Source organism: Agromyces sp. P2_B3, assembly GCF_056404815.1.
This window is the reverse complement of record NZ_JBFUDH010000001.1, coordinates 42,576-67,384: the sequence shown is the minus strand read 5'-3', so window position 1 is coordinate 67,384 and position 24,809 is coordinate 42,576. Positions and strand designations below refer to the sequence as shown.

Annotated in this window: 17 protein-coding genes; 5 read left to right on the top strand and 12 right to left on the bottom strand. The window is 71.8% G+C overall.

All coding sequences use genetic code 11. The features are described from left to right. Positions 1-39: 39 nt before the first annotated feature. The 3 genes from AC1DZA_RS00275 to AC1DZA_RS00265 form a co-directional block, all read right to left on the bottom strand. Positions 40-1,500 (bottom strand): catalase, encoded by a 1,461-nt coding sequence (locus AC1DZA_RS00275; protein WP_476771233.1) that lies wholly within the window; start codon positions 1,498-1,500, stop codon positions 40-42. A 150-nt stretch (positions 1,501-1,650) separates the two neighbouring features. Then, a complete protein-coding gene (locus AC1DZA_RS00270; protein ID WP_476771232.1) occupies positions 1,651-2,121 on the bottom strand; it encodes a Fur family transcriptional regulator in 471 nt (156 codons plus the stop codon). Positions 2,122-2,184: 63 nt separating this feature from the next. Beyond that, entirely contained in the window at positions 2,185-5,079 is a 2,895-nt protein-coding gene (locus tag AC1DZA_RS00265; RefSeq protein ID WP_476771231.1) for an ATP-binding protein, read from the bottom strand. A 183-nt stretch (positions 5,080-5,262) separates the two neighbouring features. On the opposite strand from AC1DZA_RS00265, the gene AC1DZA_RS00260 reads away from it, so the two are divergent. From AC1DZA_RS00260 to AC1DZA_RS00245, 4 genes are all read left to right on the top strand, one after another. Beyond that, positions 5,263-14,499: a SpvB/TcaC N-terminal domain-containing protein gene (locus tag AC1DZA_RS00260; protein WP_476771230.1), complete on the top strand. Its 9,237-nt coding sequence runs from the start codon at positions 5,263-5,265 to the stop codon at positions 14,497-14,499. Between the two features lie 127 nt (positions 14,500-14,626). Then, complete coding sequence (purL, locus tag AC1DZA_RS00255; RefSeq protein WP_476762618.1) at positions 14,627-16,966, top strand: phosphoribosylformylglycinamidine synthase subunit PurL; 2,340 nt, start codon at positions 14,627-14,629, stop codon at positions 16,964-16,966. 40 nt (positions 16,967-17,006) lie between these two features. Beyond that, a complete protein-coding gene (locus AC1DZA_RS00250; protein WP_476771229.1) occupies positions 17,007-17,684 on the top strand; it encodes an NUDIX domain-containing protein in 678 nt (225 codons plus the stop codon). Next, positions 17,672-17,911, top strand: coding sequence for a hypothetical protein (locus tag AC1DZA_RS00245; RefSeq protein WP_476763909.1), 240 nt, complete (start codon positions 17,672-17,674; stop codon positions 17,909-17,911). Before AC1DZA_RS00250 ends, AC1DZA_RS00245 begins: the two co-directional genes overlap by 13 nt. On the opposite strand, the gene AC1DZA_RS00240 is transcribed toward AC1DZA_RS00245, so the two are convergent. Beyond that, positions 17,908-18,312: a hypothetical protein gene (locus AC1DZA_RS00240; protein ID WP_476763910.1), complete on the bottom strand. Its 405-nt coding sequence runs from the start codon at positions 18,310-18,312 to the stop codon at positions 17,908-17,910. The genes AC1DZA_RS00245 and AC1DZA_RS00240 overlap by 4 nt on opposite strands. A 106-nt stretch (positions 18,313-18,418) precedes the next feature. Here AC1DZA_RS00240 and AC1DZA_RS00235 point away from each other — a divergent pair, with 106 nt between their 5' ends. Next, positions 18,419-18,841, top strand: coding sequence for a ribosomal maturation YjgA family protein (locus tag AC1DZA_RS00235; RefSeq protein WP_476771228.1), 423 nt, complete (start codon positions 18,419-18,421; stop codon positions 18,839-18,841). Here the strand turns inward: AC1DZA_RS00235 and AC1DZA_RS00230 are convergent. From AC1DZA_RS00230 to AC1DZA_RS00195, 8 genes are all read right to left on the bottom strand, one after another. Then, a complete protein-coding gene (locus tag AC1DZA_RS00230; RefSeq protein ID WP_476771227.1) occupies positions 18,838-19,368 on the bottom strand; it encodes a hypothetical protein in 531 nt (176 codons plus the stop codon). The two genes, AC1DZA_RS00235 and AC1DZA_RS00230, sit on opposite strands and share 4 nt — an antisense overlap. Continuing rightward, a complete protein-coding gene (locus AC1DZA_RS00225) occupies positions 19,365-19,784 on the bottom strand; it encodes a pilus assembly protein CpaE (protein ID WP_476762164.1) in 420 nt (139 codons plus the stop codon). The genes AC1DZA_RS00230 and AC1DZA_RS00225 overlap by 4 nt, the downstream gene beginning before the upstream one ends. 63 nt (positions 19,785-19,847) lie before the next feature. Then, entirely contained in the window at positions 19,848-21,005 is a 1,158-nt protein-coding gene (locus AC1DZA_RS00220) for an alcohol dehydrogenase catalytic domain-containing protein (RefSeq protein ID WP_476771226.1), read from the bottom strand. Positions 21,006-21,280: 275 nt separating this feature from the next. Then, a complete protein-coding gene (locus tag AC1DZA_RS00215; RefSeq protein WP_476762166.1) occupies positions 21,281-21,475 on the bottom strand; it encodes a hypothetical protein in 195 nt (64 codons plus the stop codon). Further along, positions 21,472-22,392, bottom strand: coding sequence for an SDR family NAD(P)-dependent oxidoreductase (locus AC1DZA_RS00210; RefSeq protein ID WP_476771225.1), 921 nt, complete (start codon positions 22,390-22,392; stop codon positions 21,472-21,474). Before AC1DZA_RS00210 ends, AC1DZA_RS00215 begins: the two co-directional genes overlap by 4 nt. After that, positions 22,389-22,721: a chorismate mutase gene (locus tag AC1DZA_RS00205; protein WP_476771224.1), complete on the bottom strand. Its 333-nt coding sequence runs from the start codon at positions 22,719-22,721 to the stop codon at positions 22,389-22,391. Before AC1DZA_RS00205 ends, AC1DZA_RS00210 begins: the two co-directional genes overlap by 4 nt. A gap of 33 nt (positions 22,722-22,754) precedes the next feature. Then, a complete protein-coding gene (locus AC1DZA_RS00200) occupies positions 22,755-24,071 on the bottom strand; it encodes an FtsX-like permease family protein (protein WP_476771223.1) in 1,317 nt (438 codons plus the stop codon). Continuing rightward, positions 24,068-24,760: an ABC transporter ATP-binding protein gene (locus AC1DZA_RS00195; protein ID WP_476771222.1), complete on the bottom strand. Its 693-nt coding sequence runs from the start codon at positions 24,758-24,760 to the stop codon at positions 24,068-24,070. Before AC1DZA_RS00195 ends, AC1DZA_RS00200 begins: the two co-directional genes overlap by 4 nt. Positions 24,761-24,809: the final 49 nt, after the last annotated feature.

Sequence of the window (24,809 nt, the reverse complement as noted above, 5' to 3'; positions counted from 1 at the left end):
CGACGGCCGGGGCGCACCACGCACCCCGGCCGTCGTGGGTCATGCAGCGGCGTCGTCGACGGAGGCGGCGGCGATCAGCTGCGCGCCGAGTCCCGCGTCGACGTTGGTCCAGTACGCGAAGAACCGCGCCCGGATCTCGTCGACCGTGATCGCGGCCGCCTGGCCGGCGAGCGTCTGGACGAGCCGCTCCTTCGCCGCGGCCGAGAACACGTCACGGTAGAGGGTGCCGGCCTGGCCGAAGTCGCTGTCATCGGCGTGCAGCGTCGCCGCCGACCGCACCAGCTCGCCGTCGCTCTCCCAGCTACCCTCGCCCGCCGCCGCCGCATCGGCGACCGGACCGCCGAACGAGTTCGGCGCGTACACCGGCGTCGTCGGCGCGTTGTACGCGTGGCGCTGGGCGCCGTCCTGCGAGTAGTTCTGCACGGATGCCGCGTGCGGCGCGTTCACGGGAATCTGGTTGTAGTTCGTGCCGACCCGGTAGCGCTGCGCGTCGGGATAGCTGAAGACGCGGGCCATGAGCATCTTGTCGGGGCTGATGCCGATGCCCGGCACCGTGTTCGCCGGCGAGAACGCGGCCTGCTCGATCTCGGCGAAGAAGTTCTGCGGGTTGCGGTCCAGGGTGAGCGTGCCCACCGGGATCAGCGGGTAGTCCGCGTGCGGCCACACCTTGGTGAGGTCGAACGGGTTGAAGCGGTAGGTCTTCGCGTCCTCGTAGGGCATGACCTGCACGTGCAGGTCCCACTTGGGGAACTCGCCCCGCTCGATCGCGTCGAAGAGGTCGCGGCGGTAGTGGTCGGCGTCGGCGCCGGCGATCGCCTCGGCCGTCTCGGCGTCGAGGTGCAGGTCGCCCTGTCGCGAACGGAAGTGGTACTTCACCCAGAAGCGCTCGCCCTCGGCGTTGATCCACTGGTACGTGTGCGAACCGAAGCCGTGCATCTCGCGCCACGACTTCGGCAGGCCGCGGTCACCCATGAGGTACGTGACCTGGTGCGCGGACTCGGGCGACAGGGTCCAGAAGTCCCACTGCATGTCCGCGTCGCGCAGGCCCGAGCCGGGCAGGCGCTTCTGCGAGTGGATGAAGTCGGGGAACTTGATCGCGTCGCGGATGAAGAACACCGGCGTGTTGTTGCCGACGATGTCGTAGTTGCCCTCGGTCGTGTAGAACTTCACCGAGAAGCCGCGCACGTCGCGCCAGGTGTCGGGCGAACCCTGCTCGCCGGCGACGCTGGAGAAGCGCAGGAGGGTCTCGGACTCGACGCCCGGCTGGAACACCGCGGCCCGCGTGTACGCGGTGACATCCGCCGTGACCTCGAAGCGGCCGAAGGCGCCGCCGCCCTTCGCGTGCACGATGCGCTCGGGGATGCGCTCGCGGTTGAACTGGGCGAGCTTCTCGACCAGGTACCGGTCGTGCAGCACGGTGGCGCCGTCGGCGCCGGCCGTGAGGGAGTGCGCGTCGCTCGCGACCGGGGTTCCGGTCTGCGTCGTCGTGGGTTCCGACATGTGTCGTCCTTCTCTCTCTGAGGTGGTGGTGCGGGATCGGTGGTGCGGGGGTCGTGGCGCGGGGTCGGGGAAGGCGCGCCGAACTCCGCCTCGACGAGGCGAGGGCGCTGCCGGCTCGGCGGGCGGTGAGGGCCGTGCGGATGCCGCGGGCTAGCCGGACTCGGCCGGAGCGTGTCGCTCGAGCTCGGCGACGGCCTGCCGGCAGTCGGCGCAGAGCCCCCAGAAGGTGACCTCCGCCGTGTGGATGGCGAAGCCGCCGGTGTCGGCCGGCACGAGGCAGGGCGGCTCGCCGATCACGCAGTCGACGTCGGCCACGGCGTGGCAGCGGGTGCAGACGACGTGGTGGTGGTTGTCGCCGATGCGGCTCTCGTAGAGCGCGGGCGAGCCCGCGGGCGCGATGCGGCGCAGCAGCCCGGCGTTCGAGAGGTCTCCGAGCACGTTGTAGATCGATTGCAGCGACACGCTCGGGTGATCGGCGGCGACGCGCGCGTGCACGGCGTCGGCATCGAGGTGGCCATGTCCCGTGACCGCGTCGAGCACCGCGATGCGTGGCACCGTGACCTTGAGCCCCGCCGTGCGCAGGTGCGCCTCGGCCTGCTCACGGTCGGATGCGCTGCTCATGTCCTCGACCGTAACAGTTGTTTTGAATGAGTCAAAACAACACGCGGTGCCGGTCGGCAGGGCTCAGACCCGTTGCAGCACGTTCCCCACGTCGGCGATCCCCCGGCTCGCTCGCTCTCGCGAGGCGATGGCCCGAAGCTCGAGTGCCGTGGCGCCCTGCGTCCGAGCGACCGTCACAGCCTCGGTGAAGACCTCCGCGGCCGCCCTCCGCAACGCACCGCGGTGCGCCATCGACTCGCCGATGGCGGAGTGGAGCATCGACTCCCCCAGCAGGCGCAGGAGCTCGGCGAGGTACCACCGGTCGCCGGTCGCCTCGACGGCCTGCAGGCCCTCGTCGATCGCGGCGCGCGCGGCCTCGCCGTCGCCGCCCGCCGTCGCGGCCTCAGCGAGCAGCGCGAGGTGGTACGGCGTGCCGAAACCCAGGCTGCCGACCAGGCCGTCGAGGCACGCGCGCACCTGGAGCGCGTGCGACCGGCCGTCGGCGTCGTCGCCGGTGGCCGAGGCCCACCCCTCGAACACGCCACCGACGAGACGCCAATGCGAGCGGCCGTCCGGCTCCGCTGCACGACGGATCTCCTCGACCGTCCACGTCACCCGTCGCCGTTCACCACGCAGCTGGTGGACCGCGGCGACCGGCCACAGGCTCGCGCAGAGCAGTCGCGCCTCGCCGAGTTCGCGGGCGATCCGCAGGCCGTCGTGGGCGAGGCGACGGGCGTCGTCGGGACGGCCGACGAGCCAGCTCGCCAGTGCCACGCTCCACCGGTTGAGCATCGCGATCTCGCGCCACGTGCGGCTGGCGTCGCCGGGCGCCTCGAAGCCGGCCTCCAGCTCGTGCAGCGGCGACGCCTGCTCGAGCGCCACCACTGGCGCCCCCGACGCGAAACTCGTCACCGACCTGGCGCTCGCGAGCTGGTGCGCGAGCAGGCCTCCGCCGGCGGTCGCCACCGCGGCCTCGAGGGGGCGGATGCGAGCACCGGCGACCGAGATCTCACCGGCCATGAACGCGATGCTCCAGAAGAGGTACCGCGCCTGGCCGACCAGGCCGGGGTCCGCACCGGCTGCCGCGTCGACGGCATCCTCGGCGTCATCGACCGCCGCCGCGAGCTCGCTCGAGCCGACCCCGTGCACCGCGAGCGTCGCGCCCACGAGGCTGAGCTGCAGGCCCAACCGCACATCGGGGCCGACCGCGGAGGGCGACGCGGCGGCGAGCGCCACCCCGCGGCGAGCGAGGTCGAGCGCCTCCGACGGCGCGAGGCCGTTCCACGCCACGGCCGCCGCACGGGCGTAGTTGACCGCCGCACGAGCGGGATCGTGACCCAGCTCGAAGTGCGTCGCGATGCTCGCGGCCGCGCGGGCATCCGGTGCGGCCGCCTCGAGCATGGCTCCGATCGCGCGATGCACCAGCACGCGCTTCGCGCCCCCCAGCTGCTCGTGGAGCACCTCGCGGACGAGGACATGCCGGAACCTGAATCTCGTGGAGACCCGCCCATCGGCCGACGGGGCCGGCTCGACCTCGGCGAGGAGGCCGGACCGCATCGCGAGCGCGGACAGTCGTCGTTCGACATTCCCGAGGTCGTCGGGGCGACCGACGGATTCCGTCAGGGGGCCGACTCCGGCGGCCGCCTCCACGGCGGTGAACTCCACACCGGCGGCGGCCGCGGCGAGCAGGAGCACGCGGTCCGCCTCGTCGAAGGCGGCCACCTGCTGCGCGACGAGCTGCCGGACGTCGCGAGGAATCGCGGATTCGGCGATCGGCAGGCGCGGCCGGACCGAGCCCTCGACCACGGCGAGCGCGTCATCGGCGATCAGGCCGTCGATCAATGCCGTCGCGAACAGCGCGTTCCCCTCGGTGCGCTCGAGCACCTGCCGAACCAGCTGCCCCTCGGGCACCGCCGGGGCCAACCGCAGTTCGAGCAGCGCCGCGATCGCGACCTCGTCGAGCGGAGCCAGCTCGCGGTGCTCGCATCGGCGGAGCGCGCGGAGATCGCCGACGACATCGCCGAGTCCGCGGCCCGGCCAGCGGACATCGCCGCGCCGGTAGGTGGCCAGGACGAGAAGACGGGCAGAGGTGGGACGCTGCGCGAGGTAGGCGAGCATCTCCGCCGTCGCGGGGTCGGCGACGTGAAGGTCCTCGAGCACCACCAGCACGGGCATCGCCGACGAGAGCGCGTCCAGCGCATCGGCCAGCTCGTGCAGCCTCCGGTCCGGGAAGCGGTCCGATCGCCGCTGCAATTCCTCGGCCATCGCGCCGTCGACGAGCCCGGGGAGCCGAACCAGCCAGGACGGCGCGAGGTCCCTGAGCAGCTCGCGGAACCGGGAGCCGCCGTTGCGTCCGCGACACAGCGAGACGAGCACGTCCAGGATCGGGAGGTCGGGCTCGCCGCCGTCGCGCTCGACGCAGCGGCCCTCTCCGATCGCGGCCGGTTCCCCCCGCTGCACGTCGGCGAGGAACGTCCGCACGAGTGCCGTGCGGCCGGCCCCGGCCTCAGCGGCCACGAAGCCGAGCGTGCGCGAGCCGGATCGGGCGGACCGCCACCATTCCGTCAGCTCTGCGAGATCGGCCTCCCTGCCGATGAGGTCGGGCGGTGGTGGCGGCTCCGCCGGCTGCGGCGAGGTCGACACCGCGGCGATGAAGCAGTACCCCCGGCGGTGGACCGTGGCGAGGAGCCGCGGCCTTCTGGGATCGTCATGCAGCGCGCGGCGGAGTTCCGCGACGCAGACCGCGAGCGAATCATCGCCGGCCGCGCCGCCCCAGACCAGGTCGACGAGCTCCGCCTTCGTCACCAGGTCGCCCGCTCGATCGAGCAGCGCCGACAGCACGCCGGCGGTCTTCGGGCGCAGGCGAAGCTGCCCTCCGCCGACGGCGAGGATGCCCGTGTGCGGCTCGAAACGGCCGCCGTCGAAGTAGTAGGCCGCGGGCAGGGGGAACGGCACGAAATCGCTCGGTTGACCGAACATGCGCCATCCGTTCATCGGCTCGGGTAATCGCCGCACGGTGCTGCCCCGTGAGGGGCCGGGTGCTTGAAGGATATTTGAAGAACTCCGTCAGGACACGGCACCCGTTCTGGGGTCGGATGGGCGTGGCGCCTTCGCATCGACGAGGATCGGCGAGTCGACGAGGCCCCCAACGACGGAGGCACCATGTCGAAGCGGCGGATCATCCTGCAGACGACCGCGGTCGTGGCCGCGCTCGGGCTCATCGCCACCGGCGCCGTTGCGGTGACGGGTGGGTTCGGTCCCAGCGTGGATCCCGGCGAGGTGCTGGCGCGCGAATCGCTGCTCACGCCAGACGATCTCGGCGACGGCTCCTTCGACGGGCTCCAGTACGCCGACCCGGCCGAGGGCCTCGCGCTCATCGACGCGCCCGAGGCATCCAGCGACGGCAGTGCCCAGTTGTCGTACCCGATCATCGTCCCGCAGGGGCGGGGCATGACGCCCGAGATCTCGCTCGAGTACACCTCGGCGACCGAATCGAGCTGGGCGGGTCTCGGCTGGGATCTCGGCGTCGGCACCGTCGAGGTCGACACGAGCTACGGCGTGCCGTACTTCGACGCCACGAAGGAGTCGGAGTCGTACTCGCTCGACGGAGCGATGCTCGTGCCGAACGCGCTCGGCGACGTGTGGCAGGACCGCATCGCCGACCGGCAGGACTTCACGCGCCAGGTCGAGACCGAGTACGAGCAGATCATCCGCCACGGCGACAGCCCGAAGAACTACTGGTGGGAGGTCCGCGACAAGATGGGGGCCATCCGCTGGTACGGCGCCAAGCCCGACGCGGGCGGGCCGATGGGGGGGCCGCTCGGGGTCACCCGCGGCTTCGTGGAGCCGGGTCCGAACACCGGCGCGCTCGACCCGGACTCGATCGTCAAGGACGATGACGGCAACATCGTCAAGTGGCTGCTCTCCGCCCAGCGCGACGTCGGCGTCAACATGTTCCGGTACGAGTACGACACCCTGCGGTACCGCTACGACCCCTCGGTCGACGGCGGTTGGGTCGCAGACGCCACGTGCCAGGACGACGCCGACACGCTCTGCTCGCGCCACACCTACCTGCGCAGCATCTTCTACACCGAGGCCGCCGAGGCCTCCGACGAGAACCACCCGGTCCCGGGCTACCACGAGCAGCCGCCCTACGAGATCCGCTTCGTGCGGCGGACCGAACGCGTCGATCCCGCGACCAACGCGCTCTACGGGCTGCGCGCCGACAGCACCCTCGACGGAACCGGACGTTACCTCGACCTGCTGGCCGAGCAGCTCGCGAGCGTCGAGGTCTGGTACGGCGACCTCGAGGTGGACGGCGGACGCGTCTACGACCGGCTCGCGACGCAGTACGACCTCGACTACGCGACCGGACCGTTCGGCAAGACCCTGCTGTCGAGCGTCACCCAGGGCGCGGGCACGGCGGCGGCCGTCACCCACACGTTCGAGTACTACAACGACGTCGACTACTCCGGCACCGGCTACGCCGGGTTCGCGACCGATCCGACCTGGGACTCGGGCGACGTCGACGACCCGTCCACGTCCCTCATCAACGAGGACGACATGGGCGACCGTGCGTTCCTGGACGAGAACGTCACGGCGGGCGCGCTCGGCGGCGCGGAGTCGAACTCGGGCGAGGGCCACGTGTACATCGGCTTCAACCCGGCGATTCCCCAGAAGGTCGGCTCGTTCGGCGGTTCGATCCAGATCGGCGGCGGCCAGACCGATGGCATCGCCGAGTTCATCGACCTCAACGGCGACGGCCTGCCCGACAAGGTCTTCAAGAAGGACGGGCAGGCGACCGCGAGCACGGTCTCGTACCGCCTGAACCTCGGCGGACCCCGCGGCGAGCCGAAGTTCGGCGAGCGGATCGAGCTCACCACCCTCAGCGGCAAGGGGCTCTCGCGCGACCACGAGTTCCAACTGCAGATCGCCGCCGAATCGCACATCGTCGTCACCGCCTCGTTCGGCGTCGGCGGCGCCGTGGCCTGGAGCGATGTGTACTTCACCGACGTGAACGCCGACGGCCTGCCCGACCTCGTGCACGAGGGGAACGTGTACTTCAACCGTCTGAAGGCCGGCGTGCCGAGCTTCGAGGCCGGAAGCACCGGCACCCCGGTGCCGCTCGCGACGGGCGGGCAGACCCCGCAGGTCGACAGCACCGAACTCGATGCGCTACAGCAGCGCCTGCAGTCGGCCTCGCCGCCGGTCGACACGGTCAGGCGCTGGATCGCCCCGTTCGACGGCACCGTCTCGATCGAGGGCGCGGCCCGGCTCGACTCCCCTGAGGCCGCCGCGAGTGACGACGGCGTGCGCGTCGCGATCCAGCTGAACGAGGCGAGCGAGGTCTTCGAAGCCCTCGTCGCCGACGTCCCGGCCACGCCCGACGACGAGTCGGTCGCGTTCGACGCGCCCACCGTGCTCGAGGTGCACGCGGGCGACCGCGTCTACTTCCGCGTCGGCTCGATCGACGACGGCGCGCACGACGAGGTCGCCTGGTCGCCGACCGTCACCTACACCGCGATCGGCGGCGACGCGGTCGTCGACGAGGGTTCGGTCGACCCCGTGCCCGACGACACCACCGAGGTGCCGCTCGACGTCAACGGACTCTCGCAGACGATCTACGCGATCGCCGACGACTTCACGCTCGCCGGCCGCCCGAACACGCGCGTCGTGATGCCGTACGACGGCACCGTGCGCTTCACCGCGACCGTCGTGAAGTCGCGGGCGACGAGCGACGACCTGCGGGTCGCGCTGGACCGCACGGATGCCGACCCCGAGACCGTGCTGCCCGTTGCGATCCCCGACACGATCGGCACGCCCGACGACGGCTCGGCCGACGTCACGATCACCGACGGGGTGATCCCCGGGGACTTCGTCGGCACCATCGCCTTCGCGGCGGAGGTGCCGGTGTCGGGTCCGGTGGCGGCCGACCCGGACGTCGCAGACGACCAGCCCGAGACCGACACGCTGCACGCGCACCTGGCGGTGGACTCGTCGATCGACCTCACCGCGATCTCGTGGAACCCGGCGATCCACTACACCGACGCGACCGACGTGAACGGCGACCCGATCGAGGTGCAGCAGGAGATCGACGGCGTGCTCACCGACACCAAGCGCGTCGACCTCACGCCCGAGATCGAGCAGTACCCGAACCGCTCGACCGCCGAGGCGCTCGAGCCGTGGACGGCCGACGACACGGAGGATTACGGCGAGCTGCGGATCGAGCACGCCGTGCTCTCGTCGATCGCCGACGAACTGCCGAATCGCGACGTCATGCTCAGCATCAAGAGCCGTGACGGCCTGGTCTGGAAGAAGCAGGTGACGCTCGGCGCCTCGGTCGACCAGACCTCGGTGGACCTCACCGATCCGACCGCGACGCCGCCCGACCAGTCGTTCGGCCTCGTCGACGGCGAGGAGTACTGGTTCGAGCTCAGCGTGCGCGAGCCGGCGCTCGCCGACGCGCTCTCGTCCGACGACTTCTCGGTGACCCTCCGCACCGCCGAGGCCGTGCCCGAGGAGGTCACGCCCCCGGTCGTGCGCACCTGGACGGGCCGGCAGGGCATCTACCCGCTCGCGTACCGCGGCTGGGGCGTCGCCGGCTACACGGCGAGCGGCGACAAGGCGACCGCGCCCATCGACGAGGACGCGTTCGTGATCGACGAGGCCGCCGCGCAGGCCGCGGAGCCCGCCGACGGCTTCGACGACCTGTGCACCGGTCCGGTGACCGAATGCGAGGCCGAGCCCGACATCGACCCCGCCTACGCGTACGTGCCGCTGCTCGACCCCGACTCGCTCGGCGCCGAGGCGTCGCCGCTCGACGCCCCGCAGTGGCGCGGCACGCGCGACAACCTCGCCGCGTCGGCCGAACGGATGCGCTCGTCGCGCCTCTCGAGCGACACGGTCTCGCTCGGCATCGACGACGGCGCCTCGAAGAGCGGCGTGACCCGCATCTCGGTCACCGGCCCGAGCCTCTCGCTCGCCTTCGGCTTCGGCCCCCTCGGCGGCTCGGTCGGCGTCGGCCCGAGCTGGAGCCTCGTCGACTACGAAGACCTCAACGGCGACGGCTACCCCGACGTGATCACCCCCGGCGACGTGCAGTACACGAGCCAGCGCGGCATCTTCCAGAAGACCGTCGACGATCCGGATCCGAGGAAGGGGCTCGTCAACCAGGACTTCACGGTGAACGCCTCGGGCGGCCTCGACGCCGGCCTCGTGGACATCGCCGCGAACAACAAGGGCAAGACGAACACGACGCAGGGCAATGCGGCATCGAAGGGCGGCAAGGCCGCCGACAGCGACCCGGGCCTCGGCGCCGGCTTCGGCGTGAGCATCGGCGGCGGGTTCGACCTGTCGTTCACGAACCCGAACGAGTCCGGTCCGTCGGGCGGACCGCTCTCGGCCGACTACGGCCCGCCCGACGAGCTCTCCGACGTGCCGACGAGCGGCGGCGACACGGCGCAGATGTCGCAGGAGCTCGCCGACGTCAACGGCGACGGCCTGCCCGACGTCGTGTACACGAACCCGAGCGGGGTCTTCGTGCGCTACAACCTCGGCTACGCGTTCGCCGAGGCGGTGCTGCCGCTCGCGACCGGCGGCTTCAACACCCAGGAGTCGATCGGCGGCCACGCCTCGGCCGGCTTCGCCACCCCGTGGGGCGAGTTCTCGGGCGGCCTCTCGTTCAACTGGAACTACGACATGGCCCGCTTCGCCTGGGTCGACGTGAACGGCGACGGGATCCCCGACCGCCTGCACAAGCCGTCCGCGGGCGAGCAGCCCACGGTCGAGTTCGGCACCGGCTCGGGCCTGGCCCCGGCCGTCCACTTCGGCGACTTCGCGACGGCCGCGGGCGTCGGCGCGGCCAACCTCGGCAACGCGCCGCAGGTGTCGTACGACCGTTCGCAGGGCATCGGCGGGGGCGTCGACTTCACCGTCTACGCCGGGCCGCTGTGCCTCGTCGCGTGCTACCTCGTCATCAACCCGGGCGCCTCGTACCAGAACTCGGTGAGCTTCTCCGAGGTCACGCTCGAGGACATCGACGGCGACGGATTCGTCGACTCGCTCGCCTCGACCGACGACGACGAGGTGCGGGTGCAGCGCAACACGACGGGCCGGACCAACTTGCTCTCTTCGTACACGAACCCGCTCGGCGGCAACGTCAGCCTCGACTACGAGCGCTACGGCAACACGGTCGCCCACCCCGGCTCGGCCTGGGCGCTCAGCCGCGTCGCCGTCGACGACGGCAGGCCCGGCGACGGCGCGGACGTCTCGGTGTCGACGTTCTCGTACGACGACCTGCGGTTCGACCGGCTGTTCCGCCAGTCGCTCGGCTTCGCGAAGGTCACCGAGCAGGAGCTCGACCCGCAGGGCATCGCCAAGCGCACGACCGAGACCGAGTACCTCAACGACGACGTGTTCGTCGCGGGCCTGCAGACGTCGATGGTCGTCCGTGACGCCCTGAACGGCAAGGCGCTCCGTGCGGCGAGCCTGGACTGGGGCATCCGCGACGTGCAGGGCGTCCCCGCCGGCTTCGACCCGCTCGCCGAGGCCGACCTGGTCGACGTGCAGACGGCGATCCCCGCGCTCACCGGAACCGAGTCGCTCACCTGGTCGTACGCGCCGCTCGTGGTCGACAGCGAGGAGCGCTACTTCACCCCCGATGGCATCGGAGCCGGCAACGAGACGCGCGTGAGCTTCACCTACGACGGCCTCGGCAACGTGCTCGAGCAGCTCGACCAGGGCGAGCTCGAGACCGACGCCGACGACGTGCGCACGGTCACCGACTACTCGGACTGCCTCATCTCGGCGTCCGAGGTCGAGCTGGACGCCGACGGCGACTACGACACGGGTGTCGGATGCTTCGGCGACACCCCGTACTACCCGATGCCGAGCGACGAACAGGCCTCGCCGATCTTCTCCGCCGACCTCTGCCCGACGTGGGTGAGCGTGCCGGCCGTCGTCACGGTGTACGGCGCGGACGGCACGGTCCTGCGGCAGCGCGACGGTCGCGACGCGGTCTGCGACAACCAGTCGGTGACGCTCCTCAAGGAGCGCATCAGCGATTCGGAGGTCGCGGTGACCGAACTGCAGTACGACTCGTGGGGCAGCTACAACCGCATCGTCTACCCCGAGGGCGAGGGGGGCGTGCGCTACGCGGTCGAGTACGTCTACGACACGAACGTGGGCCACGCCAACATCGCGGAGGTGACCGAGTACGACTTCGACAGCCAGGACGAGGTCGATGTCTTCCTCGACTACGAGGCCGACACCGATCCGGCGCCGCTGCGCACGGGCCTGACGTCGACCGCCACCTTCGACTGGGCGTCCGGCGAAGTGGAGAGCCGCACCGACGCGAACCACAACACGACCTCGTACACGTACGACGCCCTCGGCAGGCTCACCTCGATCAGCAACCCGCTGCAGGCCGACGCAGTGACGTTCGAGTACCACCCGAGCGCGCCCGACTACGGCTATGCGATCGCGAGGCACGCGGATGCGTTCAATGCCGACCCGATCGAGACCGTGCAGTTCGCCGACGGCATCGGGCGCATCACGCAGCAGAAGCGCGACGCCCGGGTCGTGAACGCGCAGGGCGTGCCGGCCGACGGCCGAGTGGTCAGCGGTGCGGTCGTGTACGACGTCTTCGGCCACGAGGTCGAGACGTACCGGCCGACGTTCGACACGGTCGCGCAGACCGCGTACGAGACGGCGACCTCGGATGCCGCGACGAAGTCGGTCTTCGCATTCGACCTGCTCGATCACGAGATCTCGCAGACCGAGCCCGGCGCACGCACCACGACATCCGCGTACGGCTTCGGCGCTGCCGCGGTGGGCGGCGACCCGGCAACCGTGATGAAGGCCGTCAGCACCGATCCGCGGGGTCGGGTGACGACGACGTTCACCGACATCCGCGGCAACGAGGTGCGGATGGACGACCAGCCGCTGGATCCGGCGACGCCGAACCCGGCCGACCTGCTGGCGCCCAAGACGGCGCGCTACGAGTACAGCCCGCTCGGCGAGCTGCTGCGGGTCGTCGACGTCGCCGGCAACACGACCACGCACACGTACGACGGGGTCGGCAACAAGCTGAGCACGGACACGCCCGACGGCGGCCTGCTCGAGACCTGGTACGACGCCGAGGGCAAGGTGATCAAGGAGGTCTCGGCGACCCTGCGCGAGGAGGACGTCGAGACGACCTACCACTACGAACTGCAGAACCTCGTGAAGATCGTGTACCCCGAGGACACTCCCGACGTGACGTACACGTACGGCGCTGCCGGCGCGCCCGACAACGGCGCCGGGCGGATCGTGCAGATCGACGACGCCTCGCGGGTGGTGTCCCTGGGATACGACCCGCTCGGCAACACCACGAGCCAGCTCAGCGAGATCAAGCTGCACAACTGGGTGCCCGGCGATCCCAGGTTCCAGTGGACCACCGAGTGGGAGTACGACGGGCTCAGCCGTGTGAAGGCGATGACGTACCCCGACGGCGAGGTGCTGACCTACGACTACGACGCGGGCGGCCTCACGAAGTCGGTCGTGGGCGACGAACCGGGCCTCAAGAAGGTGCCCGTGCTCGATGCCAATGGGAACCCGGTGCTCGGCGCCGACGGGAAGCCCACGTTCACCGACGAGCCGACCACGTGGCACTACGACTACGTGAACGACCGGCGCTACGACGAGTTCCTCGTGCCCGCGGCGATCGACTACGGCAACGGCGCGACGACCACCTGGCGCTACGACGAGCTCACCCGGTGGATGGACAACGTGCGGACCGTCTCGGCCAACCGGCCGCTCAAGGGCAACCCGGCGCACTACTCCGAGGTGCAGGACCAGTCGTACACCTACGACGTCGTCGGCAACCCGAAGACCTACGCGAACGACGTGCCCTCGACGGTGACGAACCTGTTCGGCAGCCCGGTCTCGATGACCTTCGACTACGACCCGTACGACCGGCTCGTCGGTTCCACGGGCTCCGCCAAGGTGTGGAAGAACACGCGCACCTACTCGTTCGGCCTCGACTTCGACGACGCCGGCAACGTCGAGACGAAGGCGCAGGTGGACAAGCTCGGCGGCAAGGTGCAGTCGGCCACGTCGTACTCGTTCAGCCGCACCTTCGACGCCGATGGACCGCACCAGGTGAGCGCGCAGGGGCAGGACACGTTCCACTACGACGCCGACGGCGAGCTGGTGCAGATCGTCAACGGCACCGGCAAGAAGGCGAAGATCGCCCGCGAACTCACGTGGGACTGGGCCGGTCACATGGTCCTCGTCGACGAGTACGGCGCGACGACCGAGTACGCCTACGACGACGAGGGCCGCCGGGTCATCGAACGCGGGCCGAACGGCGAGACCGCGTTCATCAACCCGTGGGTCACGGTGCGCAACGGCAACGAGCTGACGAAGCAGATCTGGGTCGACGACGAGCTGATCGCTCAGCAGCGCGATCCCGGTGACGACCCGTACACCGCCGAGGGGCAGCGGTACTTCCTGCACAAGGACCTGCAGGGCAGTACCAACGTCGTCACCGACGCCCAGGGGCAGACGTTCCAGCACCAGGAGTACTTCCCGACGGGCGAGGTGTGGATCGACGAGCACTCGACCGTGTATCGCACGCCGTACCAGTACGCGGGCGCCTACACCGACGAGCGGCGGAGCCTGATGGACTTCGGCGAGCGATGGTACGACGCGCGGCGTGAGCTGTTCCTCACGGTCGACCCGGCGTTGAACGACCCGTACAGCCTGGTCGGATCCCCCGAGTTGCAGGCGTCCTACGCCTACGCGGGTTCCAATGCCATCAGGTACACCGATCCGAGCGGCGCGCTGTTCACCATCGCGAAGGCGAACGACATCGTGCGGGCGGCCTGGGACGCGAGTGACGCGGCGAACAAGATGTCGGGATTCTCAGCGCTCGGCGCCGCCGGCCAGGCGATGGATGCCGGCAAGGCCAATCACCTGCCCAAGGCGTTCGTGCGGCTCGGGGTGGGCATGGACCGCGATGCGGCCAAGAAGTGGCAGGACGCCGCCGAGGTCGCCGACCCGAACCCGATCCTCGACATCGACCCGGCTGCCGGCACCGTGAAGCTCGGTGCGCCCTACGGCAAGCGGGCGAAGTTCGGCGGCGAGAAGGCGGCGGCCACGACCACCTCGCAACCTGCGGGCGGCGGAACCGGCAACGCGACGGCGGGCGGCACTCCGGCGGTGAACAGCAGCCAGGCCTCGAATGCGACGAGCACCTCGGGCGGCGCCGGAGGCACCGCGAAGGCGACCGGCACGTCCAAGCCACTGCCGCCGACCCCCACCAAGGCGAAGTCGAGCGGCCAGGCCGCGAAGCCCCTCCCGACACCTCCGTCGAAGAACGGTACGCAGTCCGCCGGAACGAACAGCACCGGCAGCTGAGTCCACCGGGCGCGGTCACCTGAGCAGGCGGCCCCGCCTGCTCAGGTGAGCGAGCCGGGTAGACTTGCACGGTCAGGCATCCGCCCCGCGGCATCCGCTCGCCGCCGTTCTCTGGAGCTCGCCACTCGTGACCATCGAAGCCCCCGCCACGACCGCTGCCCCGACGACCCAGACGCCGGTGCTCGACACCGTCGAGGTCGCGCAGGCCACGCCCGAGAAGGAGCAGCCGTACGCCGCGCTCGGGCTCAAGCCCGACGAGTACGAGCGCATCCGCAACATCCTCGGCCGGCGCCCCACGAGCGCCGAGCTCGCGATGTACTCGGTGATGTGGAGCGAGCACTGCTCCTACAAGTCGTCGAAGATCTACCTGCGCCAGTTCGGCAAGAAGGTCACGCCGGCGATGAAGCAGCACCTCATGGTGGGCATGGGCGAGAACGCCGGCGTGCTCGACATCGGCGAGGGCTGGGCGGTCACCTTCAAGATCGAGTCGCACAACCACCCGAGCTACATCGAGCCGTTCCAGGGCGCCGCAACCGGCGTCGGCGGCATCGTCCGCGACATCATCTCGATGGGCGCGCGCCCCGTCGCGGTCATGGACGCGCTGCGGTTCGGCGCGATCGACCACCCCGACACCGCCCGCGTCGTGCACGGCGTCGTGTCGGGCATCAGCTTCTACGGCAACTGCCTCGGCCTGCCGAACATCGGCGGCGAGACCTGGTTCGACCCCACCTACCAGGCGAACCCGCTCGTGAACGCGCTCGCCGTCGGCGTCATGCGCCACGAGGACCTGCACCTCGCCAACGCGAAGGGCGCCGGCAACAAGGTCGTGCTCTTCGGCGCCCGCACCGGCGGCGACGGCATCGGCGGCGCGTCGATCCTCGCCTCTGACACGTTCGCCGAGGGGGGCCCCACCAAGCGCCCCGCGGTGCAGGTGGGCGACCCGTTCGCCGAGAAGGTGCTCATCGAGTGCTGCCTCGAGCTCTTCGCCGGCGACCTCGTCGAGGGCATCCAGGACCTGGGGGCGGCGGGCATCTCGTGCGCGACCTCCGAGCTCGCCTCGAACGGTGACGGCGGCATGGCCATCGTGCTCGACGACGTGCTGCTGCGCGACCCCTCGCTCACTCCCGAGGAGATCCTCATGAGCGAGAGCCAGGAGCGCATGATGGCCATCGTGCGGCCCGAGAAGCTCGACGGCTTCCTCGAGGTCGTGAAGAAGTGGGACGTCGAGACGAGCGTGCTCGGCGAGGTCACCGAGACCGGCCGCCTCTCGATCATGTGGCACGGCCAGGAGATCGTGAACGTCGACCCGCGCACCGTCGCCGTCGACGGCCCGGTCTACGAGCGCCCCGTCGCGTACCCGTCGTACCTCGACGCGCTGCAGGCCGACGGGGCATCCGCCCTCGAGCGTCCCTCGACGCCCGAGGCGCTGCGCGAGCAGTTCGTGCAGCTGGTCGGCTCGGCGAACCAGGCGGATGCCGCATGGGTCACGAACCAGTACGACAAGTACGTGCTCGGCAACACGGCCCTCAGCTACCCCGACGACGCGGGCATGGTGCGCGTCGACGAGGAGTCGGGCCTCGGCGTCTCGGTCGCGACCGACGCGAACGGCCGCTACTCGCAGCTGGACCCGCGCCAGGGCGCGAAGCTCGCGCTCGCCGAGGCGTACCGCAACGTCGCCGTATCGGGCGCGAAGCCCATGGGCGTCAGCGACTGCCTGAACTTCGGCTCCCCCGAGAACCCCGAGGTCATGTGGCAGTTCTCCGAGACGGTCGAGGGCCTGAGCGACGGATGCCTCGAGCTCGGCATTCCCGTTACGGGCGGCAACGTGTCGTTCTACAACCAGACCGGCGACGTGCCGATCCACCCGACGCCGGTCATCGCCGTGCTCGGCGTGATCGACGACGTCGCCCGCCGCATCCCGTCGGGCTGGCAGGACGACGGCCACAACATCTACCTGCTCGGCGACACGGCGGCCGAACTCGACGGCTCGGCCTGGGCGGGCGTCGTGCACGACCACCTCGGCGGCCGTCCCCCGGCCGTCGACCTGGGCCGCGAGAAGGCGCTCGCCGAGCTGCTCGCCGCGGCCGCGCTCGAGGGGCTCATCGACTCGGCCCACGACCTCAGCGACGGCGGTCTCGCGATCGCCCTCGCCGAGGCGGTCGGCCGCTTCGGCGTCGGCGCACGCGTGGTGCTCGACGAGGTGATCCAGGACGCCGGCATCGACGCGGCGACCGCACTCTTCTCCGAATCGACCGGGCGAGTCATCGTGTCGGTCCCCCGCGAGGACGACGTGAAGTTCCGCGGGCTCTGCGAGGGCCGCGACTACCCGGTGCGCCGCATCGGCGTGACGGATGCCGCGTCGGGCTCGCTCGAGGTGCAGGGCCTGTTCACCGTGGCGGTCGAGGAGCTCCGCAGCGTGAACCGCGCACCGCTCGCCGACGCATTCGGCCCGATCGTCGGGTACTGACACCGACTCGACCGGGTCGACGACGGAGGCGAACGACGCGATGGACGACGAGCGGCAGGCGTACTCCGACGAATACGCCGCCGAGCACGGCCGCTTCGCGCTGATCCCCGCCGCCTACGTGTTCCTGCTCGACGGGGAGCGCGGCGACGCCGGCGAGCGGGTGCTCCTCCAGCGGCGAGCGGGCACCGGCTACTACGACGACTGGTGGGCTGCCGCGGCCGCCGGGCACGTGGAGCAGGGCGAGACCGTGTTCGCGGCCGGCGTGCGCGAGACGGCGGAGGAGCTCGGCGTCGACGTCGTCGAGGCGGCCCTCGAGCCGCTCACGGCCATGCACCGCACCGGAGGCACCGGCCGGCCCGTCGACGAGCGCCTCGACGTGTTCTTCGCCTGTCGCTCCTGGCGGGGCACGCCGTCGCTCATGGAGCAGAAGGCGACCGGGCTCGAGTGGTTCCGGCTCGACGCGCTGCCCGGGCACGTGGTGCACCACGAGCGATTCGTGCTCGAGGGCTACCGCGACGGCACGCTGCTGCCCCTCACGGCCTACGGGTTCGGCGGCGAGCCGGGCATCGCGGATGCCGTCGCCGGTGTCGACGCCACTGACGGCGCCGGCGGCCCCGCGGCATCCGGAACCGACGCCGGCCGGTCGCTGTGGTCGTCGCTCGGCTTCACCGAGCAACCCGCCTGGCGACGGTGGGTGAGAACGCCATGGAGCTCGTGATCGGGGCCCTCGCCGCGCTGTTCGCGCTCGCCATCGTCGTGGGCATGACGGTGCGCGCCATCCGGGCGCCGAGCGGGCAGCGGGCGCGGGCGGCGTTCGGCCCGCTGATGGGCGCCGGCGAGACGTACCAGGAGCTGCACACCGGCCAGAAGGGCCTGCATGACTCGGTCATCGAGTCGATCCAGGAGTCCGAGGTGCGCCCGTCGCGCACCGATGGCGACGACTAGAAGAGCCGGAAGCCCGACGCCCCGACGGTCATCACGAGCGCGGCGGATCCGACGGCGGCGACCGCGATCATCGACAGCCGTTGCACGAGGGGGCGCGACGCCATCGGGAGCAGGTACGTGAGCGAGACGCCGAGGGACGCTGCCGCGAGCACCAGGACGCCGCCGGTCATCGCCGTCGAGCTGCGCGCGCCCGTCACGCACGCCGCCCCGGCGCCGGTCGGGCCGACGATCGCGCAGACCTCGGGCATGAGCGCGGCGACGACGAGCAGCACCCAGAACACCGATGCCGTGGCGACCGTGGGAACCCACGCGCGGTCGGTCGACGTGATCGACGCCATGTGCCCGTCCTCCCCCGCTGCGGTCACCGAACGGCCGACGAATGCGCCGACCGCAAGAGACATGATTCCGCCTCATTCCCGGGAGACACCCCGAACGGGGCACATCGTTGCCGGAGCGATGCCGGATCGTTGCCGAAGCGAGATCGACGGCGTGTGCTTCACTGATCGGATGCCGCAGACGACCCCGCCCGCCGAGACCCGGCGGCTCCGCGTGCTCGCCGTCGTCGCGGCATCCGGATGCCTCGTGCTGGGCCTCGCCCTGCAGCTGCTCGCCCGCACGCCCCTCATCGACGTGCTCGGCAGCATGCTCTACGTCGTCTTCTTCGGCCTGCTGATCGTGCTCGCGTGGCCGAGGCTCTCGGCACTGACGGCGACCGGCATCGCCCTGGCGCTCGCCGTGGCGATCGAGCTGCTGCAGCTCACCCCCGTGCCGGCGGCGATCGTCGGCGCCGTGCCGGTGTCCAGGCTCCTCTTCGGCAGCGCGTTCGACCCGATGGACCTCGCGGCCTACGTCGCAGGTGCGGTGCTGCTGTGGGCGCTGCTCGCGCTGCTCCGGGCGGGCGCTCGGCGCCCTGCGGCGGGCGGGCGCTAGGCGCCCTGCGGCGGGTGCGCCAGCAGGTCGACGCGGTCGGCGAGGTAGCGATCGAGCGGCATGAGCGCGTCGGGCTGGGCGTGGCTCCAGCGCACGAGCACCTCGCCGTCGCGCAGCACGAGCGGGCCGGATGCCCCGGCGCGGCCGAGCTCGTCGAAGTCGATCGGTCGCGCGTCGAACGCCACCGTCTCGCCCTCGTGGATGCCGCCCTTGACCGCCGCGGCCCGGAGGGCGCGCTGCTCGGCGACCGCCGCGGCGGTGATGCTCTTGCGCGCCGCCCGCTCGGCTCGCACGACCCGGCCGGTGTCCCAGGCGCCGCCCGACTCGTCGAGCAGCAGCACACCGAGCCGCCACACCCGTCCGAGCGGGGTCATGCGTGCGGCGCGCGGGATTCCGAGCACACGTCGTTCGGGCACGAGCTCCGCGAGCACCTCCTGGCGGGCCCCTGCATCCCGCAGTGCGGCGACGGCGTCGGCCACGAGCCGCCTGGCGCGGGCGACGGAGGCCGCGGCCGCGGCATCCGTCATCTCGACCTGCCGATGAGCTCGAGCAGTGCCAGCCCGTACGCCTCGGCCACGTCGGGGTGCTCGAACCGCATGCGCGAGCCGGCGACCTCGACCTCGACCTCGAACGCGTCGTCGAGGCGGGTCAGCGACCGGAACGTCGCCCGCAGCAGCTCGCGCAGCTGGTCCTCACGGGGCAGCCACACCGCATCGGCGAGCGCGACCGAGTCGAGCGCCCACTCGGTCGTTCCGTTGAACGCGAGGATCGTGCCCGTCGGGTACCGCCGCGCCTCGATCGTCATCTCGCTCACCGTGAAGACATCGGCCTCGACCTCGGCCTCGACGTTCTCGGCCAGGTCGAGCTGGAAGCGGTCGCCGGACTCCGGATGCCAGGTGAGGCCCGCTTCCCGGAGCGCGAGCGCCAGCTCCCTGCTGATCATCACCCCATGCTGCCCTGAACCGGACGCGGCGTCACGCCCCCGTATGGCGCGGCGTGGGACCGCTCACACGGCTCGTCGTCCCGGCGCGACGCCGACCCGCACGTACCGGCCCGTCGCGGCCTCCGCGAGTGCCTCGTCGAGTTCGACCAGCGGATGCGTGGCGCCCACGAGCTCGTCGAACGGCACACGCCGCCACGAGCGCTCGAGGAAGTCGACGGCGCGCCGCAGCTGCGACCCCGTGTAGTCGTGCACGGCGGTGACCGTCACGAGGCGTCGAACGAGCGAGTCGGGGTCGAGGCACACCTCGGATCCGGGCGGCACGCTGCCGACGAGCACGGCCGTGCCGCCCGCACCGAGGGAGCCGATCGCGGTGCGCACCGCCGACGGCGCGCCCGACGTCTCGACGGCGGCCAGCACCTCGGGCAGCCCGCGCCGTTCGAAGTCGGCGAGCGCCTGGTCCAGCCGCTCGGGCGAGGCCGACCGGGCCGTCGGGTCGACCGAGACGGCGCCGATCAGGCGCGCGAACGCCCGCCGCGAGGCATCCGGCTCGGAGACGATCACCTCGGCGCCCGCCTCGATCGCGAGCGCGGCCACCGTGAGCCCGACGAGCCCCCCGCCGGTCACGAGCACGAGGCGGCCGTCGAGGTCGAGCCGAGCGGATGCCGCGTCGAACGCCGCGACCGCCGTCGCCGTCGCGCACGACACCGGTGCGAGCACCCGGCTCGGGATGTCCTCGCCCACCCGCACGATGTCGGTGCCGACGCGCAGCTGCACGTGGGTGGCGAAGGAGCCCGAGAGCTCCCAGCCGCGGTGCACGCGTTCGTGCCCGTAGCGGGCGAGCTCGCGGCACCGCTGCGGCAGGCCGCGCGCGCAGCGGTCGCAGGTGCCGCAGGCGACGAGCACCGACCACACCACCCGGTCGCCGAGTTCGAGCGGCACGCCGTCGGCCCGGCGGGCGCCCTCGCCCACGGCGACGACCCGCCCCACCTGCTCGTGCCCGAGCACCAGCGGACGGTGCGCCGGACGCTCGCCGCGCACGGTGCGCACGTCGGACGGGCAGATGGTCGCGAGCTCCACCTCGACGAGCGCCTCACCCGGCGAGAGCCGTACGCCCGGCGCCGCGATCGCGTCGTGCGGGCGACCGGGGTCGTTCCAGACCATGGCGACGGGGGAGGGCTTCACGATGACGTCGAGCTCGCCGACGTGCTGCACGGTGTGCACGCGCGTGCCCTAGCGCCGGCCGAGGCCGAGCAGGTCGACCAGCAGGTCGATGTCGTGCTCGTCGGCGCTGTCGAGCTGCTCGAACAGGTCGACGAGCATGGTGTGCCTGGACATGGCTGGGCCTCCTCAGACGGCCCCGGTTGGGTGAGGCCGCTCCGCCGCGCGGAACTCCGCCCGCGATACCTTGCCCCGACGCTATGCAGCGGCCGCCAACGCCACCCGACGTGCGGGTTGCGCGCAGGTGAACCGCGCCCGTCCGGCGGCTGCGGCGCGGCTCAGGAGCGGCGGCGTGCCGGGCTCATCGCGGCGCCAAGGCCCACGACGATGACCGCGACGAACAGCAGCCCCCACCGGGCCGTGACGAGCGCGAGCAGCGCGATCACCACGCCGACGACCACGACGACGCGGGCCAGCAGCATCCGCACGCGCGGGGTGAACCACCGGGCGCCCGCACGCCGCTCCGCCGTCACGCGCCGACCACGAACGGGCGACCCGTCGCCTGCTCGGCCAACGCCCACACCCGCGCGGCGACGGCCGGGTCGGACGACACCCGGGTCGGCTCCTGCAGCGTCGGCTCGCCCCGCGTCAGGAAGCGGGGTCCCCAGAACTGGCCGCCCTCCACGTCAGCGGCGGTCAGTGCGTGCAGCACGACCTCGGCGCCCCGGTGCTTGCCCTGCGCCCATGCGGCCTGCAGCGCGTCGCCGAAGCGTCCGCCGCGGCTCGGCTCGTTGACGCCCGGCACCGTGGGCGTGCGTCCGCTCACCGAGTAGCCCGGATGCGCGACCACGCTCGCCACGGAGCTCCCGACCGCCCGCAGTCGCCGATCGAGCTCGAACCCGACGGACTGCGCCGCGATCTTCGACTGCGCGTACGCTCGCCACCCGTCGTACCCGCGCTCGAGCTGCAGGTCGTCGACCCGGAACGTCGACAGCCTCGTCGCCAGGGACCCGAGCGACACCACCCGGCGTCCCGGCGCCAGATGCGGCACCAGCCTGCCCAGCAGCGCGAAGTGCCCGAGCACGTTCGTCGCGAGCACGAGCTCGTTGCCGTCGACCGACTCCTCGCGGTGGCGCGGCGGGTGCACGATGCCGGCGTTGGCCACGATCCCGTCGAGGGGCGCCTCGGCCAGCAGCCGGCCGGTTGCATCCGTCACAGATTCAAGCGACGACACGTCCATCACGAGCGTGTCGACGGATGCCGCTGGCCGGGCGCCGCGGATCGCCGCCGCCGCGGCATCCAGCCGCTCGGGGCTGCGCCCGCCCAGCACGACGTGGGCTCCCGCACCGGCGAGCCGTGCCGCCGTGAAGAACCCGAGGCCGGCGTTCGCGCCGGTGACGAGATACCGCCGCCCGGTCTGCGACGGGAGCGGGAGCGGGTACCAGGTCACAGGCCGTCGCCGGCGCCGCCGTTGCCGGCGAGCTCCTCGTGGTGCTGGATGACCTCGGCGACCACGAAGTTGAACCACTTCTCGGCGAACGCCGGGTCGAGGTGCGCATCCACCGCGAGCGCCCGCAGCCGAGCGATCTGCCGGCGCTCGCGTTCGGGATCGCTCGGCGGCAGTCCGTGCTCGGCCTTCAGCCGCCCGACCTGCTGCGTGAACTTGAAGCGCTCCGCGAGCAGGTGGATGAGGGCCGCGTCGATGTTGTCGATGCTCGAGCGGATGCCGAGCAGCTCGCTCATCGCGGCATCCCGTTCGTCGATCGCCCCGTCAGTCATGCATCGAGCGTACCCGCGCGACCGGCCCGCGGATCACCCTGTTGCGGCACGCACGAGCACCGGTCGCGTGGACAGCAGCCCCAGCCAGACGATGCCGATCCCGATGGCGAGCACGCCCGCGATGACGAGCAGTGACGCGGGCGCGACGATGAGGGTGATGCCCGTCAGCGGCAGCATCACGACGGCGGCGGTGACGGCCGAGCCGATCGCCGTGATGCGCAGCGGCGACATCACCGAACGGCGGCGCGCGGCATCCATCGTGCCGATCGGCATGCCGAGCATGTCGAGGCTGCGGTAGAGCTCGCCTCGGTCGAGGATGCCGGCGGCCTGGTTGACGCCCACCGAGCACGCGACCATGAGGAACGAGCCGATCACCGTGATGAGGATGCCGGTGCGGATGTCGGCCATCAGCACGTCGGAGTCGGCGTCGCCGCCGGTGCCGAGCGCGTCGAGCACCGCGACGCCGGTGCCGGCGAAGACCGCCATGAAGCTCGTCATGGCCACGCCGCCGACCTGGCGCCAGGCGCCCTTCGGCGACTCGAGCACCGTGCGTGCGGCGAGCAGCCGGCCCGGCGACTTCGCCCGCTTCGCCTGCCCCTTCGCGACGAGCCGGATCGCCCATGGGCCGACCAGGTTCAGCACCGCGAGGGAGGCGCCGAACCCGAACGCGAGCATGGCGAGGATCACCATCACGCTGCCCGCGACCTGCAGCACCGACATCACGCCGAACGCGAGCGCGACCACGACCACGGCGACGACCGCGCGCACCCAGTGCATCCGCGGGGCCTCCTGACGGGTGCGCACGCCGAGCGGCGAGATGACCACCTGCCGTAGCCCGAGCACGGCGCTCAGCGCGGCGAGCGCGGCGATCCCGAACGGCACGGCGACGAGCACCCACCACGGCAGCAGCACACCGGATGCCCCGAGCGGCTCGCCGCGGAACTCGATGAGCCCGAGCAGCGGCACGATGGCGAGGTACACGGCCACGCCCGCGACCGCGCCGACGAGCGCCAGCACCGACGACTCGATCACGGCGAGCGCCGAGACGGTCGCCGGAGTCGCCCCGAGCAGCCGCAGGGTGGCGAGCCGGTCATCGCGCCGTCGGGCCGACAGCCGCGCGGCCGCTCCGCCGAGCGAGACGAGCGGCACGACGAGCAGCACGAGGGCGATGACCGCGAGCGCCTGGTAGAGGATGCCGTCGTCGTCGGTCCAGGTCCAGAAGGTCTGCGCGCCGCCGATCACGGTGAGCAGCAGCGCCGTGACGATGCCGAACGCGGTGACGGGCAGCACGGATGCCGCGGCGCCCGCCGAGCCCGGACGTGCGAGGAGCCACGCGACCCGGGCGATCATGCGGGCACCCGCTCGCCCACGATGCGGCCGTCACGCACGTCGACGATGCGCGAGCAGCGCGCGGCGACCTCGGCGTCGTGCGTCACGACGACGAGCGTGCGGCCCTGGCCGGTCGTCGAGTCGAGCAGCGCCCGCATCACCTCGGCCGATGTGGTCGAGTCGAGGGCGCCGGTCGGCTCGTCCGCGAAGATGACGGATGCCCCGGTGACCTGCGCCCTGGCGATGGCGACGCGCTGCGCCTGCCCGCCCGAGAGCTGCCCGATGCGACGGCCCTCCATGCCTGCCAGGCCGAGGGCGGCGAGCCAGCCGCGCCCGTACTCCTCGGCGCGGGCGCGCGGCATCCCGTTCAGCATGAGCGCGAGCGCGACGTTCTCGACGGCGGTGAGCTCGGGGATGAGGAGCCCCTGCTGGAACACGAACCCGAACGCCTCGCGCCGCAGCCTCGAGCGCTCGCGCTCGCTGAGGGCGGTCACCTCGACGCGCCCGGCGCCCGAGTGGAACCCGACCGTCCCCGCGTCGGGGCGGGTGATGCCCGCGAGGCAGTGCAGCAGCGTCGTCTTGCCTGAGCCCGAGGCGCCCATGATGGCGACGGACTCGCCGGTACGCACCGAGAGGTCGACGCCGGCGAGGGCGTGGGTGGACCCGAAGGTCTTGCTGAGGCCGGCGGCCTCGATCACGAAGGAACTCATGCTCCGAGCCTCGCGCCGCCGGGTCTCCGCTCGCGTCGCACCCGAGGTG

Coding starts and splice junctions, on each gene's coding strand:
- AC1DZA_RS00200 (WP_476771223.1), bottom strand. CDS start 24,071: ATGATCGCCCGGGTCGCGTGGCTCCTCGCACGTCCGGGCTCGGCGGGC.
- AC1DZA_RS00230 (WP_476771227.1), bottom strand. CDS start 19,368: ATGACGGATGCCGCGGCCGCGGCCTCCGTCGCCCGCGCCAGGCGGCTC.
- AC1DZA_RS00265 (WP_476771231.1), bottom strand. CDS start 5,079: ATGTTCGGTCAACCGAGCGATTTCGTGCCGTTCCCCCTGCCCGCGGCC.
- AC1DZA_RS00235 (WP_476771228.1), top strand. CDS start 18,419: ATGCCGCAGACGACCCCGCCCGCCGAGACCCGGCGGCTCCGCGTGCTC.
- AC1DZA_RS00205 (WP_476771224.1), bottom strand. CDS start 22,721: ATGACTGACGGGGCGATCGACGAACGGGATGCCGCGATGAGCGAGCTG.
- AC1DZA_RS00240 (WP_476763910.1), bottom strand. CDS start 18,312: ATGTCTCTTGCGGTCGGCGCATTCGTCGGCCGTTCGGTGACCGCAGCG.
- AC1DZA_RS00275 (WP_476771233.1), bottom strand. CDS start 1,500: ATGTCGGAACCCACGACGACGCAGACCGGAACCCCGGTCGCGAGCGAC.
- AC1DZA_RS00270 (WP_476771232.1), bottom strand. CDS start 2,121: ATGAGCAGCGCATCCGACCGTGAGCAGGCCGAGGCGCACCTGCGCACG.
- AC1DZA_RS00250 (WP_476771229.1), top strand. CDS start 17,007: ATGGACGACGAGCGGCAGGCGTACTCCGACGAATACGCCGCCGAGCAC.
- AC1DZA_RS00195 (WP_476771222.1), bottom strand. CDS start 24,760: ATGAGTTCCTTCGTGATCGAGGCCGCCGGCCTCAGCAAGACCTTCGGG.
- AC1DZA_RS00225 (WP_476762164.1), bottom strand. CDS start 19,784: ATGATCAGCAGGGAGCTGGCGCTCGCGCTCCGGGAAGCGGGCCTCACC.
- AC1DZA_RS00260 (WP_476771230.1), top strand. CDS start 5,263: ATGTCGAAGCGGCGGATCATCCTGCAGACGACCGCGGTCGTGGCCGCG.
- AC1DZA_RS00245 (WP_476763909.1), top strand. CDS start 17,672: ATGGAGCTCGTGATCGGGGCCCTCGCCGCGCTGTTCGCGCTCGCCATC.